The organism is Candidatus Reidiella endopervernicosa, from assembly GCF_013343005.1.
Classification (GTDB): Bacteria; Pseudomonadota; Gammaproteobacteria.
This window is the reverse complement of sequence record NZ_CP054491.1, coordinates 3,183,637-3,200,500: the sequence shown is the minus strand read 5'-3', so window position 1 is coordinate 3,200,500 and position 16,864 is coordinate 3,183,637. Positions and strand designations below refer to the sequence as shown.

General features: G+C 54.9%; 9 protein-coding genes and 4 pseudogenes. 10 read left to right on the top strand and 3 right to left on the bottom strand.

Translation table 11 applies throughout. The features are described from left to right. Positions 1-2: 2 nt before the first annotated feature. From HUE57_RS17360 to HUE57_RS17345, 4 genes and pseudogenes are all read left to right on the top strand, one after another. On the top strand, positions 3-1,025 hold the full coding sequence (locus tag HUE57_RS17360; protein WP_174673613.1) for an ABC transporter permease: 1,023 nt from the start codon (positions 3-5) through the stop codon (positions 1,023-1,025). A gap of 112 nt (positions 1,026-1,137) precedes the next feature. After that, positions 1,138-1,989 (top strand): annotated as a pseudogene (locus HUE57_RS17355) (ABC transporter ATP-binding protein). Between the two features lie 94 nt (positions 1,990-2,083). After that, on the top strand, positions 2,084-2,764 hold the full coding sequence (locus HUE57_RS17350; RefSeq protein ID WP_078484118.1) for a GGDEF domain-containing protein: 681 nt from the start codon (positions 2,084-2,086) through the stop codon (positions 2,762-2,764). 238 nt (positions 2,765-3,002) lie between these two features. After that, positions 3,003-3,893, top strand: a pseudogene (locus HUE57_RS17345) (pseudouridine synthase). A gap of 94 nt (positions 3,894-3,987) precedes the next feature. Here the strand turns inward: HUE57_RS17345 and HUE57_RS17340 are convergent. Together HUE57_RS17340 and HUE57_RS17335 are read right to left on the bottom strand one after the other, a co-directional pair. Next, positions 3,988-5,700: a bifunctional protein-serine/threonine kinase/phosphatase gene (locus tag HUE57_RS17340; protein ID WP_078484119.1), complete on the bottom strand. Its 1,713-nt coding sequence runs from the start codon at positions 5,698-5,700 to the stop codon at positions 3,988-3,990. Between the two features lie 91 nt (positions 5,701-5,791). Beyond that, the gene (locus HUE57_RS17335; protein ID WP_078484120.1) at positions 5,792-7,261 is read right to left on the bottom strand and encodes a NarK family nitrate/nitrite MFS transporter; all 1,470 of its coding nucleotides are present in this window, start codon (positions 7,259-7,261) and stop codon (positions 5,792-5,794) included. A gap of 373 nt (positions 7,262-7,634) precedes the next feature. On the opposite strand from HUE57_RS17335, the pseudogene nirB reads away from it, so the two are divergent. The 5 genes and pseudogenes from nirB (at position 7,635) to HUE57_RS17310 (ending at position 15,086) form a co-directional block, all read left to right on the top strand. Beyond that, positions 7,635-10,095, top strand: a pseudogene (gene nirB / locus HUE57_RS17330) (nitrite reductase large subunit NirB). Between the two features lie 27 nt (positions 10,096-10,122). Then, positions 10,123-10,491, top strand: a complete 369-nt coding sequence (locus tag HUE57_RS17325) for a group I truncated hemoglobin (RefSeq protein ID WP_078484122.1) — start codon at positions 10,123-10,125, stop codon at positions 10,489-10,491. Positions 10,492-10,521: 30 nt separating this feature from the next. Further along, on the top strand, positions 10,522-10,848 hold the full coding sequence (nirD, locus tag HUE57_RS17320) for a nitrite reductase small subunit NirD (protein ID WP_078484123.1): 327 nt from the start codon (positions 10,522-10,524) through the stop codon (positions 10,846-10,848). A 57-nt stretch (positions 10,849-10,905) separates the two neighbouring features. Beyond that, a pseudogene (locus HUE57_RS17315) lies at positions 10,906-13,100 on the top strand (molybdopterin oxidoreductase family protein). 9 nt (positions 13,101-13,109) lie between these two features. Further along, the gene (locus tag HUE57_RS17310; RefSeq protein WP_236860636.1) at positions 13,110-15,086 is read left to right on the top strand and encodes a DmsC/YnfH family molybdoenzyme membrane anchor subunit; all 1,977 of its coding nucleotides are present in this window, start codon (positions 13,110-13,112) and stop codon (positions 15,084-15,086) included. Positions 15,087-15,944: 858 nt separating this feature from the next. On the opposite strand, the gene HUE57_RS17305 is transcribed toward HUE57_RS17310, so the two are convergent. After that, positions 15,945-16,346 carry a hypothetical protein gene (locus tag HUE57_RS17305; RefSeq protein ID WP_174672490.1) on the bottom strand — a complete coding sequence of 134 codons (402 nt, stop codon included), beginning with the start codon at positions 16,344-16,346 and terminating at the stop codon, positions 15,945-15,947. On the opposite strand from HUE57_RS17305, the gene HUE57_RS17300 reads away from it, so the two are divergent. Further along, positions 16,345-16,662, top strand: coding sequence for a hypothetical protein (locus HUE57_RS17300; protein ID WP_236860635.1), 318 nt, complete (start codon positions 16,345-16,347; stop codon positions 16,660-16,662). The genes HUE57_RS17305 and HUE57_RS17300 overlap by 2 nt on opposite strands. Positions 16,663-16,864: the final 202 nt, after the last annotated feature.

The window sequence follows — 16,864 nt, the reverse complement described above, 5'->3', positions numbered from 1 at the left end:
TTATGAACGCAACGATTATCAACCCGAGCAAAAGTTTCGAAGTGAAGTGGCTCTATTCACTGTTCGCCTTTCTCGAGGGCGACCGACTGGTTAAGGTCACCGCATCACTAACAAAAACTCTACTTATTCCACTCATAGCAGTAGTTATCTTTCTGGCGCTATGGAGTACGGGGGCATCCAGCGTTACAACATCGCTGGGTAAGCTGCCAGGGCCTGCACAGGTCTGGCAGCAGACGATTCAGCTCTATGCAGAGCACAAGGCGGAGCGACAGAAGGAGGTCGCTTTTTATGAGCGCCAGGATCTGCGCAACGCCAAGAAGCTGGCGAAGAATCCCGATGCAACAATCAAGACTCGTCCCTACACCGGCAAGGCGACCTTTATCGATCAGATCTTCACCAGCCTGATTACGGTGGCAACCGGATTTATTATCGCCTCGTTGATTGCCATTCCGATCGGAATTGTCTGCGGCATGAGCGTTACGCTCTACCGTGCGCTCAACCCAATCATTCAGATCTTTAAACCCGTATCACCGTTGGCCTGGTTACCGATTGTCACCATGGTGGTGAGCGCGGTCTATGTGAGTGACGACCCGATGTTCGATAAGTCGTTCATTACCTCAGCGATCACTGTAACTCTCTGCTGTGTCTGGCCGACCATTATCAATACCACCGTCGGTGTCTCATCGATCGATAAGGACCTGATCAATGTGAGCCGTGTGCTGCGTCTCGGCTGGTTCACCAAGACGATGAAGATCGTACTGCCCTCATCGGTGCCGATGATGTTTGCCGGCCTGCGTCTCTCGCTCGGTATCGGCTGGATGGTGCTGATCGCGGCCGAGATGCTGGCGCAGAATCCCGGTCTTGGAAAGTTCGTCTGGGATGAGTTCCAGAACGGTAGCTCCAACTCGCTCTCGCGCATCATGGTGGCGGTGCTGGTGATCGGTATTCTCGGTTTCCTGCTCGATCGCGGCATGCTGATGCTACAGCGCTGGGCCACCTGGGATCGCAATGCAGTACTGCGTTAAATGATTTGTAGCCCGGATGTCGCGCATCGACACCCGGGGTGTTGTTAACAATAAGCTTCCCGGATTACACGCTGTTTCATCCGGGCTACACAAGATCTATCAAGGAGCTGTCATGAACAGTTATCTAAGTCTGGAAAATATGAGTATCACCTTCGACACCGATAACGGCCCGTTGAATGTACTGAATGATGTTTCACTCAAGGTCGATAAGGGTGAGTTTATCTCACTCATCGGACACTCCGGTTGCGGTAAGTCGACGGTGCTAAATATTGTTGCCGGTCTGCTCAACGCCACCACCGGTGGTGTGCTACTGGAGAACAAGGAGGTCACCGAACCCGGACCCGACCGTGCGGTGGTATTTCAGAACCACTCGCTACTGCCGTGGCTCTCGGTCTATGACAACGTATGACTCGCTGTCGATCAGGTCTTTAGCAAGACCAAGAACAAGCAGGAGCGCGATGAGTGGACACTGCATAACCTTGGGCTGGTGCATATGAGCCACGCATTGAACCTGCGTCCCGATGAGATATCTGGTGGTATGAAGCAGCGTGTTGGTATCGCCCGCGCCCTGGCGATGGAGCCGAAGGTACTGCTGATGGATGAGCCGTTCGGTGCGCTCGATTCTCTGACCCGTACCCACATGCAGGACTCACTGATGGAGATCCAGTCGGAGTTAAATAACACCGTGATCATGATCACCCACGATGTCGATGAGGCGGTGCTGCTCTCCGACCGGATCGTGATGATGACCAACGGACCCTCAGCCACTATCGGTGAAATTCTCGATATCGAACTGCAGCGCCCACGTGACCGACTGATGCTGGCCGATGATCCTACCTACAACCACTACCGCGCCGAGGTGCTGCGCTTCCTGCACGAACGCCACGCGCAGCCCGATGTGCCGGTTAATAAGAAGAGTGATGAAGAGAGAAGTGGACCGAAGCTGAAGTTGGCGGCAGGTTGAAACGTTGAGGTGGCGTAATCAGCTCTGTGTGTTTTCTGGGTAGTGTTGACTGCGGAGTGTAAGAGTGGACTGCATAAAACGTTTAGTCGGACTGGTGTCCATTACCTGGATCGTGCTGTTTATCATTGTTACAGCGGCATGGAATGTGACGGATAACTATCCGTGGGGCGTATCGATACTGATGGTGATGATGGCACTGGTTGCCGCGTTCTATCTGCTGTTAAGACTACGTGGGCAGTTTCACTATTGCAGGGGGCGATTTGACGAGGCTCGATTTGATGCATTAACAAACCTCTATAATCGACGTGAGGAGCAACTGCAGATTGAGAGGGAGATCACCCTCTGTCGGCGGAATGGAGAGATGTTTGGTCTCATCTTTTTCGATCTGAATCGATTTAAACAGATCAATGACCAGTATGGTCACGGTGTGGGTGATCAGGCGCTGATCGCAGTGGCTGATCGCTTACAGGCAAACATTCGAAAAAGTGATGAGGTTTTTCGTCTCAGTGGTGATGAGTTTCTCTGTCTGACTCGCTTCACACACTCCCTTGGAAGCTGTGAGGGGGTTGCTGAAAAATTAGAGAGCTCTCTGTGCGTCAGTGTTGAACTGGATCAATTAAAGCTATCTGTCAGCGCAAGTTCAGGTTGTGCAATTTATCCTGCCGATGGTGAGAGTATCAAGGCGTTGATCGAAACTGCAGATCAACGCATGTATCGTGATAAATCGATCAAAAATGGTCACCACTACATCGAGCCAGCAGTGGAGAGATGTTAAGCGGGTGCCTGGTTTGTAGATACGTAGCCTGGATGGAGCAAAGTGTAATCCGGGAAACTACGCATACACCCTGATTTCGTTTTACTCCATCCGAACTGCGGTAAATGTAGTCTCGGGCTACACAGCTGTTCTGGTGTTTTCAGTAACAGCATGTTGTTTGACCTTGTTATGATGATTGTCTTATCGCTGTTCATCGCCATCTGGCTTCAGTGATTAATAAACAAGACGATGTCTCTTTATGCAATCACCCCTACCGATCCGCAACGGCGTATCTGCGAGCAAACACTTCCTACCAGTAGGTGACTGGAGCTCTATGCTGGAGTTTTTACTCGACTACTTTCCGAATGTGTCGCGTGAGATCTGGCTTGCTCGTATGGAGAGCGGCGAGGTGGTCAATGCGAATGGCGGGAAGCTAGCGCCCGATGATCCCTATCAAGCTGGCACCATGATCTACTACTACCGTGAAGTGGATGAAGAGACTCCAGTACCTTTTGATGAAGTGGTTCTGTTTCAGGATGAACATCTACTGGTGGTCGACAAGCCGCACTTTCTTCCCGTTATCCCAGCCGGTCGGTTTCTGCATGAGACCTTACTGGTACGGCTAAAACATAAACTTCAGCTTGAACACCTGATCCCACTGCATCGGCTCGACCGAGAGACGGCTGGGGTAGTGCTCTTCTCACACAATCCAGAGAGTCGTGGTGCCTATGCGTCACTGTTTGAGCAGTGTGAGATGAGTAAAGTCTATGAGGCGATAGCACCCACGCTGACGGATCGGCCACTGCTACTAACCTACCGCTCTTGAATAGAGAAAGGTGATCCATTTTTCCGCATGCAGGAGGTGGTGGGTGAGCCCAACTCCGAGACGTTTATCGAGCTGATCGAACAGCACGGCGATATCAGTCGATATCGTCTACGGCCCGTCACAGGAAAGAAACATCAGCTGCGGCTGCATATGGCGGCGTTGGGCGTTCCGATTCTTAATGATAAAAGCTATCCGGAACTACAATCTGAAAGGGGAGATGATTTTACCGCCCCTCTACAGCTGCTAGCTAAAACGATCGCCTTTGAAGACCCCTTTAGTGGAGAGAGGCGTTTCTTTCAAAGCGATAGAGATCTTGAGCTTTAACGTGTGGGCACAGAAGTGTACCCACCCTACGGCTGGGTGATCGAGCCTAAAAACCTTTGTGTTTTTTGCGGCTGGTTTTTGAAAGATGTTCTGTTTATTCGGTGACCAGTAGCGCAACTAGCAGCATGTTGATCAGTAGTAGTGCAATCGCCAGCCCGCGCCAGAAGCCGAGTGGATTGCGTTCGATCAGTGGCTGTTGCGCCTCTTTGATATAGGCGGGGTTGGGGTGGCTGAGGTCATGCTCGAACTCGGAGAGGATGTCGTAGCGGCGTGTCGCATCGAGGCGAACGGCACGCTCCAACGCCTTGTCCATCCAGAAGGGCAGCTCCGGGAAGTGGCGTTTGCCGGGAACGTAGCGCACCTGCATCAGATTGCGAGCATTGAGCTCACGGTCGTAGGGGAGCTTGCCGGTCAGCATCTCGTAGGTGATCACGCCGAGTGAGAAGAGGTCAGAGCGGCTGGTGGCGATATCACCGCGATGATACTCGGGTGCGGTGTAGTTAACGGTACCGAGCAGGTTGTCATCATCCAGTGGAGTGGCGATCTCCTCGATACCGGCGATCTTGGTCGATCCGAGGTCGATGATCTTCACCGTGCCGTGACCGTCGATAAGGATGTTCTCCGGCTTCAGGTCCTGGTGGATCATCTCGAGTCGATGGAAGGCACGCAGTCCATTAACCAACTGATGCACGATCTCGCGTACCCGTTGTAGATGAGGGCGTGGGTTGTCGTTCATCCACTGGCGCAGGGTCTGTCCCTCGATATGTTCGGTGAGGTAGTAGAGGAAGTGACGCTGACGCGGCTGATCGACAACCTTCAATACGTGGTCGCTGTTGAGACGTCGTCCCGCCCACTCCTCATGCAGAAACTGATTGATGTAGTCGGGGTCGTCGTTGTAGTTGACCGAGGGGGCCTTGAGTACCAGTCGTTCACCGCTCTCCTCATCCTCAACAAGAAACACCTCGGTACGTTTACTGGAGAAGAGTTCGCGCAGCACCCGATAGCCATCGATGCGCATACCGGCCGAGAGTGAGGGCGGGAAGGGGAGTTCGGTGAGGCTGCGATAGAACTCCTGTTCATTCTGATTGGGCAGTGACTCGACACTCACCAGCTGGCAGGTGAGGTTGTCATCGCTCTGCTGCTGTTCGGCATGTTTAACGATTGCCTCGCAGGTTGTCTGCAGCTCTCTGCCGCCTTCAATGAGCATCCGTTTCAGCGTGGCATCGTCGATGAATTCGTGTACGCCGTCGCTAAGCAGTAGAAACTGATCGCCCTGTTCCAGATTGATCGTACGAAAGTCGATATCGATATGAGGCTCGATACCCATCGCGCGGCTGAGGTAACTGCGATCGTTGGCGATCTGGATGCGGTGGTCGGTGGTCAGTCGTTCCAGGTCGTTATTGCGTAGTCGATAGACGCGCGTATCACCAACATGGAACAGGTAACCGGTGTTGGACTTGAGCACCAGTGCGCTAAAGGTGGTGACCATCCCTTTGGCGCTGTTGTACTCACGTTGTCCATTACCATAGAGCCAGCGATTGAGTGCTGAGAGCACCTTCTGTACTGAACTCTTTACCGTCCAGCTCTCCGGCGTGCTGTAGTAGTCGTTAAAAAATCCGCTGACACACGCCTCGCTCGCCTCACGTCCCGCCTCGCAACCACTCATACCGTCGGCGATCACGATCGATATGCCCTTGGTGTTGAGTGCCGAACCTTCGGGCGTGAGGATGCCGCAGGCATCTTCATTCTCTGCCTTGATGCCAGCGACGCTGTACTGACCGCTGGTGATGGTGAGTTGTCTGCTCATGGCGTTAGATAGTACCCCGGATGAGACAAAAAGAAGCGGGCGGTGCTGTAGCTGCTACAGACGCCGCCCGCTGTGGTTTGTTGAAAGATGATCAGGCGACGTCGATCATCTGCACGGTGCCATCAGGCATCACCTCGGCCATTTGGCCGGCTGGCTCATCGAGGAAGAGCAATACCGCTGCCAGTACCACGATCGCCGCGCCACCGATCACCATGAAGAAGATCGAGGGTGAGACGAAGGAGAGTATGGTGAGGAAGGTGACCGCGCCGACGTTACCGTAGGCACCCGCCATACCGGCGATCTGTCCGGTCATGCGACGCTTGACCAGTGGCACCATCGCGAACACCGCACCCTCACCCGACTGGACAAAGAATGAGCAACCCATGGTGACCAGTACTGCTACTGTGATCGGCCAGCTCGAATCGATCTGACTCATAACGAAGTAGCCGATCGAGAGGCCGGTGATCAGGATCGCGAGGCTCTTCTTTCGACCGATCTTATCGGAGGCGAGACCACCCGAGGCGCGTGCCACCAGATTCATGAAGGCGTATCCGGAGGCGAGCATGCCGGCCTGGACGATTGAGAGTTCGAAGGTGTCCATGAAGAAGAGCGGCAGCATCGAGACCACGGCCAGCTCGGAGCCGAAGGTGACGAAGTAGGCAAGGTCGAGTACTGCAACCTGCTTGAACTTGTAGCGTTCGATCTCCGGTACCGGTGCATTAAAGACGTGGCTGTTGATCTGGTAGATCCGAATAGTCTGGAAGATGTAGAGACCGATCAGTGAGGCATAGATCATGGTGGCGGGAGCATCACCCAGCATCTTCAGGTTGCTTGGACCGAGCTTCCAGGTGAGCAGCGCCAGTGCTGCATAGAGCGGGATGTTCATTAGCAGGTAGAGGAAGAAGTCGCCGCGACTGGAGATCTCCATCGCACCGTTTTTCTTCGGCTTGAAGTAGGTCGAGCCCTTGGGGGTGTCGGTAACGCTAAAGAAGTAGACCACCGAGTAGATCAGAATCATTGCACCGGTGGTGGCAACGGCATAACGCCAGCCATCATCACCGCCGTACCAGAGTGCGAGTGTTGGCAGGGTGAGCGCGGCTGCGGCGGAACCGAAATTACCCCAACCACCGTAGATGCCCTCAGCGAGACCAACCTCACGGGCAGGGAACCACTCGCTGATCATGCGAATACCGATCACAAAACCGGCACCGACAAAACCGAGCAGGAAGCGGATCATCGCCAGCGTTTCGAAATCATCAGCGAAGGCGAAACCGAAACAGAGGAAGCTTGAGACAAATAGCAGCATCGAAAAGATGCGGCGAGGTCCGAAGGCGTCAACCAGCATACCGATAATGATGCGCGCCGGAATGGTCAGCGCCACATTAAGGATCAACAGCATCTTCACCTCCTGATCGCTCAGACCGAAGGTCTCACGGATCGATGCCATCAATGGTGCATGGCTGAACCAGACAACAAAGGTGAGGAAAAAGGCGAACCAGCTGAGGTGCAGGATGCGTGTCTTTCCGCTAAAGGAAAACAGGTTGAGTTTCGATTCCGACATTGGAATTAGGTCTCCGTCATTGAAGTTGATGAACCTCTATTAGCAAGTTCCGGGCCAGCTTTTCAAAGTGGCAAAAAAGCCCTGTTTTGGCTGATTTTGTTTCCTTTCGCACGGCGCTTCGCTGGGTGGTGGTGCGTGCTCTAACCTCTCTGCACCAAAAGGGGGGTTGTCTCTGCGCTGTTGCCGCGCACCTGTTCCGATGAACGCACCGATCTGGTGCTTAAGGGGGGTGTTGAAGACATAGTGAATTTATTGGTATTTCATAACCAACTGAAAAGCATAGATAAATAAAAGTTCGTTGATGGGTGGATGACACTGGCATGCCCCTTGCTCTAGAGAGGGACAAGCTCACTGCAACAACGGAATACTCACTATGAAAGAAAGATTGATACTGATTGGAAACGGCATGGCCGGTGTGCGCACGCTCGAAGAGCTGCTGAAGATCGCACCCGATACCTATGAGATCACCGTCTTCGGTGCCGAGCCCTACGGCAACTACAATCGCATCATGCTCTCGCCGATGCTCACCGGTGAGGCAACGCTCGATGAGATCATGCTCAACACCCCCGAGTGGTACGCCGAGAACAACATCACTCTGCATACCGGTAAGACGGTAGTGAGGATAGATCGTAAAACCGTCTCGTTATAACCGATGACGGGACCGAGGCCGCTTACGATCGACTACTGGTCGCTACCGGTTCTAATCCTTTATTCTTCCCGTCCCTGGTCACGAGCTCGAAGGTGTGATCGGCTTCCGCGACGTGAAGGATGTCGAGACGATGGTCGAGACCTCGAAGCAGTATCGCCATGCAGTAGTCATAGGTGGTGGTCTGCTCGGTCTTGAGGCGGCCAACGGTCTGCAGAAACACGGTATGAAGGTTCGCGTGGTGCATATCCGCGACACCCTGATGGAGCAGCAGCTCGATACAGAGGCTGGCACCCTGCTGCAGCAGGAGCTGGAGGAGCGCGGCGTTGAATTCATTATGGGCGCCTCGACCAAGGAGATCCTTGGCCGCAAACGGGTACAGGGTGTTACCTTTGAAGATGGTCGTGAGGTGACCGCCGATCTGGTCGTGATGGCGGTCGGTATTCGTCCCAACATCGCCCTGGCCGAGTCGGCCGGTATCTACTGTGGTCGCGGTATCGTCGTTAACGACACCATGCAGACCTATGACCCACGCGTCTACGCGGTGGGTGAGTGTGTACAGCACCGTAACCAGTGTTACGGTCTGGTCGCACCGCTGTTTGAGATGGCCAAGGTCTGTGCCAACCACCTCGCCCAGCTCGGTTACGGTCGTTACGAGGGATCGGTCACCTCGACCAAGCTGAAGGTGACCGGTGTCGATCTCTTCTCGGCGGGTGACTTTGTCGGTGACGATGAGTGTGAGCAGATTGTCTACCGCGACCCCTCAAAGGGCATCTATAAAAAGGTGGTGCTGAAGGACAACCGCATCCAGGGTGCGGTGCTCTACGGCTCGACCATGGACGGTCCGTGGTACTTCCAGTTGATGCGTGAGGAGGCCGATGTCAGCGCCTTCCGCGATACTCTGATGTTCGGTCAGGGCCACCTCGGTGATTCGGGCCACGGTGCCGGTAATACCGTGATGAATATGTCGGATGACACCGAGGTGTGCGGTTGTAACGGTGTCACCAAGGGCGACATCGTGCACGCTATCACCACCGAAGGACTCTTTACCCTTGATGAGGTGAAGGCGCATACCAAGGCCTCGGCCTCCTGTGGCGGCTGTAGTGGTCTGGTCGAACAGATTCTCGCCGCAACCGTTGGTAGCGATCTCTCCCATCCGAAGGTCAAACCGATGTGTGGCTGTACCGATCACAGCCACGATCAGGTGCGTGCAGCGATTGTCGATAGTGAGCTGACCTCAATGGAGGCGGTCTATCAGAAGCTGGAGTGGCGCAATCCGAATGGTTGTCCCACCTGTCGTCCAGCGCTTAATTACTACCTGATCTCCTCCTGGCCGACCAAGGCGGTCGATGATCCGCAGTCGCGCTTCATCAACGAGCGTGCCCACGGCAACATCCAGAAGGATCGTACCTACACCGTCGTGCCGCGTATGTGGGGCGGTGTCACCACCCCCGATGAGCTGCGTGCCATCGCCGATGCGGCCGATAAGTATGAGGTGCCGATGGTCAAGGTGACTGGCGGTCAGCGTATCGATCTGGTTGGTCTGAAGAAGAATCAACTACCGGCGATCTGGTCAGACCTGAATGATGCCGGCATGGTCTCTGGCCACGCCTACGGCAAGGCGCTGCGAACGGTTAAGACCTGTATCGGTTCACAGTTTTGTCGCTTCGGTACTCAGGACTCAGTCGCGATGGGTATTGATCTGGAGAAGCTGAGCTGGGGTTCCTGGACCCCGCACAAGTTCAAGATGGCCGTCTCCGGCTGTCCGCGTAATTGCGCCGAAGCGACTATCAAAGACTTTGGCGTGGTGGCAGTCGACTCGGGTTATGAGCTACATATCGGCGGTAACGGCGGTATCAAGGTACGTGTCACCGATCTGCTGGCCCGTGTCGAGACCGATGGTGAGGTGCTCGAGTATGCCGCGGCCTTCATGCAGCTCTATCGCGAAGAGGCGCGCTATCTGGAGCGTACTGCGCCGTGGATCGAGCGTGTCGGTCTCAACTATGTGAAGGAGCGCCTCGTCGATGATGTTGAGAATCGTAAGGCACTCAGTGCCCGCTTCCTGATCTCGCAGGAGATCTCGCAGAAGGACCCCTGGGCCGAGCATACCAAGCCTGAGCATCGTCTCGAATTCGTACCGATGAAAACCTTTAACGAAGATGAGGAGAAGGTCGTTGCTAACGGCTGATTTCAGATCAATCAGCGGAGAACCGATATGAGCACTCTCTACGAACGTTTGGGTGGTGAAAAGGTGATCGATGCCGCTGTCGATCTCTTTTACAACAACGTGATGGCCGATGAGCGCATCAACTACTTCTTTGAAAATACCGATATGGCCAGGCAGCGTGGCCACCAGAAGAAGTTTCTTAGCTTCGCCTTCGGTGGCTTGCCGAACTACTCCGGGCGGGGAATGCGCGAGGCGCATGCTCCGCTGGTTAAGAAACTGGGTCTTAACGATAGTCACTTCGATGCGGTGATCGAGAACCTCGGTGCCGCGCTGCAGGCGCTGAATGTTCCTGCTGAACTGATCGGTGAGGCGGCATCAATTGCCGAATCGATACGTGACGATGTGCTCTGCAGATAGTGCAGAGCGAAATTGATAGAGGATTAAATAATGTCGAACTGGGTTGAGATTGGAAAGCTTGATGATATTCCCCGTTTGGGTTCACGGGTTGTGGCGAGTGGTGATGAAGAGATCGCGATCTTCCGCACCTCAGATGATGAGCTGTTCGCCCTGCGCAACAAGTGCCCACACAAGGGCGGGCCGCTCTCCGAGGGGATTGTGCACGGTAAAAAAGTGACCTGTCCGCTGCACAACTGGAACGTTGATATCGATTGCGGTGCGGTTGTCGCGCCCGATGAAGGGTGTGTGCCGACCTATGAGGTGAAGGTTGAGGCGGGTGTGATCTCGCTCAACACGGTTGCCAATAAAAACTGCTAAACGCTACGCGGGTAGTGTCTGCGTACTACCTGTTTCCAACGAACTGAGGTGAGATAGATGCTTTTTGGTCGTCAGAAGAAGAACCCGATCACGATCGCCAATAAGGATGTGCAGGAGTGGAAGTACGCCACCTGCGGTTACTGCTCCACCGGTTGTTCCATTGAGGTGGGTCTCGACAGTAACGGCAGGGCAGTCGCCTCGCGCGGCGTTGCCGATGCCAATGTGAACCAGGGCAAACTCTGCCTGAAGGGGATCTTTGAGCACGAACTGTTCGACTCCGCCGGACGAGGCCTGACGCCGAAGATGCGCGAGCACTGGCACCAGCCGTGGGCCGAGACCAACTGGGATGCGGCGCTCGACAAGGTGCACGACGAGATCGTCTCTATCCAGCAGAAGTATGGCCGCGACTCCGTGGCGGTGATCTCCACCGGGCAGATGCTGACCGAGGAGTTCTACACCCTCGGCAAGCTGACCCGCGGCCTGATCGGTACCAACAACTACGACGGCAATACATGGCATCGGCCGTCTCGGGCTACAAGCGCTCCTTCGGCTCCGACGGCCCACCTGGCTGCTACGACGATTTTGAGCACACCGACTGCCTGATCGCCTGGGGCTCCAATCTGCCCGAGCAACATCCGATCATCTACTGGCGTATGAAGGAGGCGCAGGAGCGGCGCGGCTTCCCGCTGGTAGTGGTCGATCCGCGTGTCACCATGCTGGCACAGAATGCCCATATCCATCTGCCGATCACGCCCGGTACCGACGTGGTGCTGCAGAACGCGCTGATGCATGTGCTGATCAAGGAGCAGATGATCGATGAGCGCTATATCGCCGCCAATACCAACGGCTTTGATGCGCTGAAGTCGGAGGTCGAAAAGTACGACCCGGTGACCGCCTCGAAGATCTGCGGTATCGACGAGGATTCGATTCGCCAGGTGGCACGTCTCTTCGGCAACGCCGGTGCGGCGATGCAGATCTGGACCATGGGTATTAATCAGTCGACCCACGGTTCCGACGGCGTGGTCGGTATCAACAACCTGGCGCTGCTCACCGGCAACATTGGCAAACCGGGTGGCACCAGCCTCTCGATCACCGGCCAGTGCAACGCGATGGGTACCCGCGAGTGGTCCTCCTGTTCCGGTCTACCTAACTACCGTGTGCTGGAGAATCCCGAACACCGTGCGGAGATCGCCAGGGCGTGGAACGTTGATCCCGAATTCTTCCCCAAGCAGCGAGGCATGTTCCAGACCGATATCTACCACGCCATTGAGTCGGGTCAGATCAAGGGGCTCTGGCTGATCGCCACCAATCCGCTTACCTCACTGCCCAACAGTGCGCGGGTGCGCAAGGCGATGGAGAAACTCGAGTTCTGTGTTGTGCAGGACTGCTACGAAGATACCGAGAGTGCCCACTACGCCCATGTCTATCTGCCTGCCGGTACTTGGGCGGAGAAGGAGGGGGTGATGACCAACACCGAGCGGCGCATCAATCTGGTTACACCGATCAGCACCCCGCCGGGTGAGGCGAAGCCCGACCTGTGGGTCTTCAATCGTATGGCGGAGCGTTTCAACAAGGAGGGTAGGGTGAGCTTTCCGGAACGCGCCCCCGATGTGTTTCTCGAGATGGGTTCACTCTCGAAGGGGCGTCTCTGTGATATCTCCGGCATGAACCACGAACTGCTGGAGCAGAGTCGTGGTGTTCAGTGGCCCTACACCGAGCAGCAGTTGGAGAGGGGTGAGGCACCGCCGAAGGGTGGCAAGCGCCTCTACACCGAGGATGGCGCTTTCAGCTATCCCGACGGCAAGGCGAAGCTGATACCGCTCCCCTTTATCGATAACAACGAGGTGCCGGATGAGAAGTTCCCCGTCTGGCTCAATACCGGTCGTCTGATCGAGCACTGGCACGGCCGTACCAAGACCGGCAAGATCGGTAACAACAACAAATACAGTCCCATTCCGTTCATCGAGATCAATCCCGATCTGGCAGCGGAACTGGGGGTTGAGCGCGGTGATTATGTGCGTCTCGTCTCGCGCCGCTCCGATGCGGTGGTGATGGCGCAGCCGACCCACCGTGTACCGAAGAACATGGTCTTCCTTCCGTTCCACTTCCACGACTGTGCCAACCGCCTCACCCTGGGGCTGCTCGATCCGCACTCGCGTCAGCCCGCCTACAAGCAGTCGGCGATTCGCATCGAGACGATTGCCGATCAACTCGGTGCCGCGCGTCTGAGCATGGAAATGAGAAAATTTTGAGGTGTTGCGATGTTAGTTAAAGTGACAGATTCAGCAGTAGAGCAGAGCATCGAAGGTGAAGCGCCGATCTTCAAAGCGCGTGCCAATGAGCCGACCTATGCGCTGCTCAATGATCCGAGTAGTCAGACACATAACCGCTACGGAAGGTCGATAGAGACCGTGACTGAGGAAGACCCACGCTACGGTGTCAGTCTCAAGATCAACGAAAATCCTGAGATTGGCGATAATCCCAACCGCTACAAACAGCACGGCTTCTACTTCAACGCCGACAACTGTATCGCCTGCCACGCCTGTGAGGCGGCCTGCAGTGAGAAGAACGACAACCCGGCGCACATCGCCTTCCGCTCGGTCGGTTTTGTCGAGGGGGGTAGCTATCCCGCCTATCAGCGCCTCAACATCTCGATGGCGTGCAACCACTGCGACAATCCGGTCTGTCTGAAAGGTTGTCCGACCCGCGCCTATACCAAGTTCGCCGAGTATGGTGCGGTGCTGCAAGACCCCGATATCTGTTTCGGCTGCGGCTACTGCACCTGGGTCTGTCCGTACAACGCGCCGCAGCTCGATCCGGTGAAGGGGCAGGTGACTAAATGTAATATGTGTGTCGACCGTCTTGAGGTAGGACTCAAACCCGCCTGCGCCTCCGCTTGTCTCGGCAAGGCGCTCGACTTCGGTGTGATCGAGAACGTGCCCGAGGGGCGAACCCAGGCGAAGGCGGAGATCCCCGGCTTCCCGCGCACCGACATCACCAACCCCAACATCCGCTTCCAGCAGACGCGCACCACCCAACGCGACATGCAGCGCGTCGACAGTACCCCGCTCAAGTACCACCGTGACGATAGCGAGGGCAGGTTCCGTCCGGCACTCGATCCGAAGCACGGCTTCAAGCGTGAGTGGAACCTGAAGAGGCTGCTCGGTTCGCATGAGAATGCCCATATTGCCTTCACCCTGAGTGTGCAGACGGTAATGGGTGCCTTTGCCATGCTGGTACTCGGCAGCTGGTTCGGTCAGGAGGCGATCGCTAACTTCGCCGCCAGCTCCGCCTTTGTGCCAGCGCTGTCGGTGATGTTTGTGATGATGGCGGTCGGTCTGTTCAAGCTCAATATGCATCTGGGCAAACCGCACCGCTTCTATCGCGGTTTCTACAACCTGCGCATGTCGCCGGTGAGTCGTGAGATAGCGGGGGTCACCCTCTTCTTTGTCGGCCTGGCCGGTTTCACCCTCTTCGCCCTCTTCGCCCTCTTCGCCCTCTCCGATGAACTCTTCGGTCACAACTTCCCGGTGGTGATCCAGGATGTATTCGCGGTGCTGGGTCTGGCGGGTGCCGCTATTGGCGGTTACTTCATGTACAAGCTCTACCGCATTCCGGCGCGCCCCTTCTGGGACCACTGGCAGACCGCCGCTACCTTTGCCGGTAGTGCACTGAGTCTCGGTGCACTGCTACTGGCGGTAATCGCACTGCTTACCGCTCAGATGACGCCGGAGCTGGGCCGTCTGCTGGCGATGATCGCCGGTGTTGGTCTGGCGCTGGAGGGCGTGGGACTGCTCTACCACGCCAGGGATCTGAAGGGGCATGAGAGTGAAGGTGCCGCCTCCTTCTACGAGCAGTCGACCACCTTCGGTTACGCCTACTGGCTGCGCAACGGCCTGCTGGCGGTCTCACTGATCGTTGCGGTCGGCATGGCGCTGATGGGATTGATCGACGGCTGGGCCTTCGCACTGCTGGCAGTAATGGCGCTGGTCAGCTCAACCATCGGTCGCGCGCTTTTCTATGTACTGGTGATTCCCACCACTATGCCCGGCGCCTTCTTCTGGAAGAACAGAGGGTTTGTCGAGCATGCGCGTGAAGTCGGTCTCGCCGATATGCCGCAGCTCGGCGTCGCCTACGAGCAGCACCACCAGTTCAAGGTGAGGGAGCTGGTTGAAACCATCCGTACCACAACAGTGCGCGAAAAGTTATCACAAGCTTGGCGAATCGTTACCGGATGAGAATTGGTAAGACGAGTGGCTGAGATTGGTTGTGAACAACTCAGCTATACCGCCATATCCTCTCAGCTATGCTCATACGTTTTAACTCAATCAAGTAAATGCACTATTATTCTCTCCGCAATGGAGAGTTATTGGCATGGATCTGCCGTCCGCCTTAAAGAACTGCTCCATTTTTATCAGTCTAACGAACTCAGGGTATCACCTCCGGCGTGTCGGTGTGGCTGCTGTTTTGAAGAAAATACCAAGGAGAGAATTATGCGTAGTGCTGTAAGGAGTGTCATTCTGCTTGTGACAATGTTTTTAGTCGGTTGTGCATCGTTACCGACTGCTCAGGAGATGAGAAGCGATGTGGTTGACTATCAGTTGCCAAAATTGCCAGAGGAAGGGAAAGCGATTGTCTATGTTGTCCGGCCATCGAGTCTGGGCGGATTGATACGATTTAATGTCTTTGTCGATGATCAGCAGCCCGAATCAGAGATGGGTTATACAAGGGGAATCAATATATCTACTTCACTGTTGATCCTGGTGAACATCAGATTCTTTCTAAAGCGGAGAACTGGGCCGAGACAAATGTTACGGCGAATTCTGGAGATATTATCTATATCCATCAAGACCCGAAGATGGGAATACTCATGGCGAGAAATTCATTGTTTAAACTTCAGGCGTATGAAGGTAAATATCATGTCAAGCACCTGAAGGCTGGAACAATTATTAAACAAGATAAGTAGCTGGCTTTATGTGATTATCAATGATGTCTCCGTATGCGCTGTAGAAGAGACTGGTGTGTGCGGAGATATTTCGATTTCGCGGTTATCGACTTAGTTTGTGATAGGAGAAGAAACGGTGGTTGAGAAGAGCTCAAATCTTGGAACGTTCGCTGACCGCCATGGAGAGCGAAGTGAGGGCGGTTAGTCCCCGATAGTCGACGCCGTCTGTATATTCGTAGTTGAGAGCGCGAGCGAACGACGGAGAAGATGCAGCAGCGGCTTTATGTCGGCGTAGAGTCACTGAGGGAGTTGTGTAGAGCCGCGAAGAGGTGATTACGCAACGTACGCAGGACGGTCGGGCGCCGCAGGCATAAACGGTCGCGTGAAGTTTTTGCTGTTTGCTTGGGCTTGGATGCCCAAAACAAACTTTCGCAAAAATAGCGACTCCCGGTGTTATTGTCGGTGGCTCATGGATCGGTGGGGCGGTGATGTGCACCATTATGTACGTGATGATGAATGCGATGCTGAATATGCAGGAGTCGATGAACGCCATGATGTCATCTATGCAGGCGATGCAGACCGACATGGGCAGCATGTCGGGTGATATGGGTGAAATGAAAGGCGGCATGAACACCATGGCGGTGAAGATGACCGAGATGGAGCAGGAGATCGCCGAGGTGGATACCCATATGTCGGACATGTATGTGCTGATGTCAGATGACCTTGATTCACTTGCCCGTAATGTCTCGATTATGGCGCCTTCTGTTGCGAGTATGGGGCCGTCGATGAACCGAATGGGTTACAACATCGATCGTGGCGTGAACTCCTTCTCCAACCCGGCGGACTATATGGGCAACATGTTTCGTTAAGCATTTGAGTTGATCTTTGGTGAATGTCCGGTGTTCACTGCATGCGCTGTAGCACTCCCATTACCTGCTCTCAGGGATGTTTGTCTCCATATCTCATATTCACGTTATCTTGTTGTATTGTCAGTCTCTAACCGGGTGATGCCTGGTTTGTAGGTGGTTTTCTGACGCCGTCTGTAGGCGGTAGCTGTAAGTCAATGGCATC

Coding starts and splice junctions, on each gene's coding strand:
- HUE57_RS17360 (WP_174673613.1), top strand. CDS start 3: ATGAACGCAACGATTATCAACCCGAGCAAAAGTTTCGAAGTGAAGTGG.
- HUE57_RS17340 (WP_078484119.1), bottom strand. CDS start 5,700: ATGAGCAGACAACTCACCATCACCAGCGGTCAGTACAGCGTCGCTGGC.
- HUE57_RS17335 (WP_078484120.1), bottom strand. CDS start 7,261: ATGTCGGAATCGAAACTCAACCTGTTTTCCTTTAGCGGAAAGACACGC.
- HUE57_RS17325 (WP_078484122.1), top strand. CDS start 10,123: ATGAGCACTCTCTACGAACGTTTGGGTGGTGAAAAGGTGATCGATGCC.
- nirD (WP_078484123.1), top strand. CDS start 10,522: ATGTCGAACTGGGTTGAGATTGGAAAGCTTGATGATATTCCCCGTTTG.
- HUE57_RS17310 (WP_236860636.1), top strand. CDS start 13,110: ATGTTAGTTAAAGTGACAGATTCAGCAGTAGAGCAGAGCATCGAAGGT.
- HUE57_RS17300 (WP_236860635.1), top strand. CDS start 16,345: ATGATGTCATCTATGCAGGCGATGCAGACCGACATGGGCAGCATGTCG.
- HUE57_RS17305 (WP_174672490.1), bottom strand. CDS start 16,346: ATGGCGTTCATCGACTCCTGCATATTCAGCATCGCATTCATCATCACG.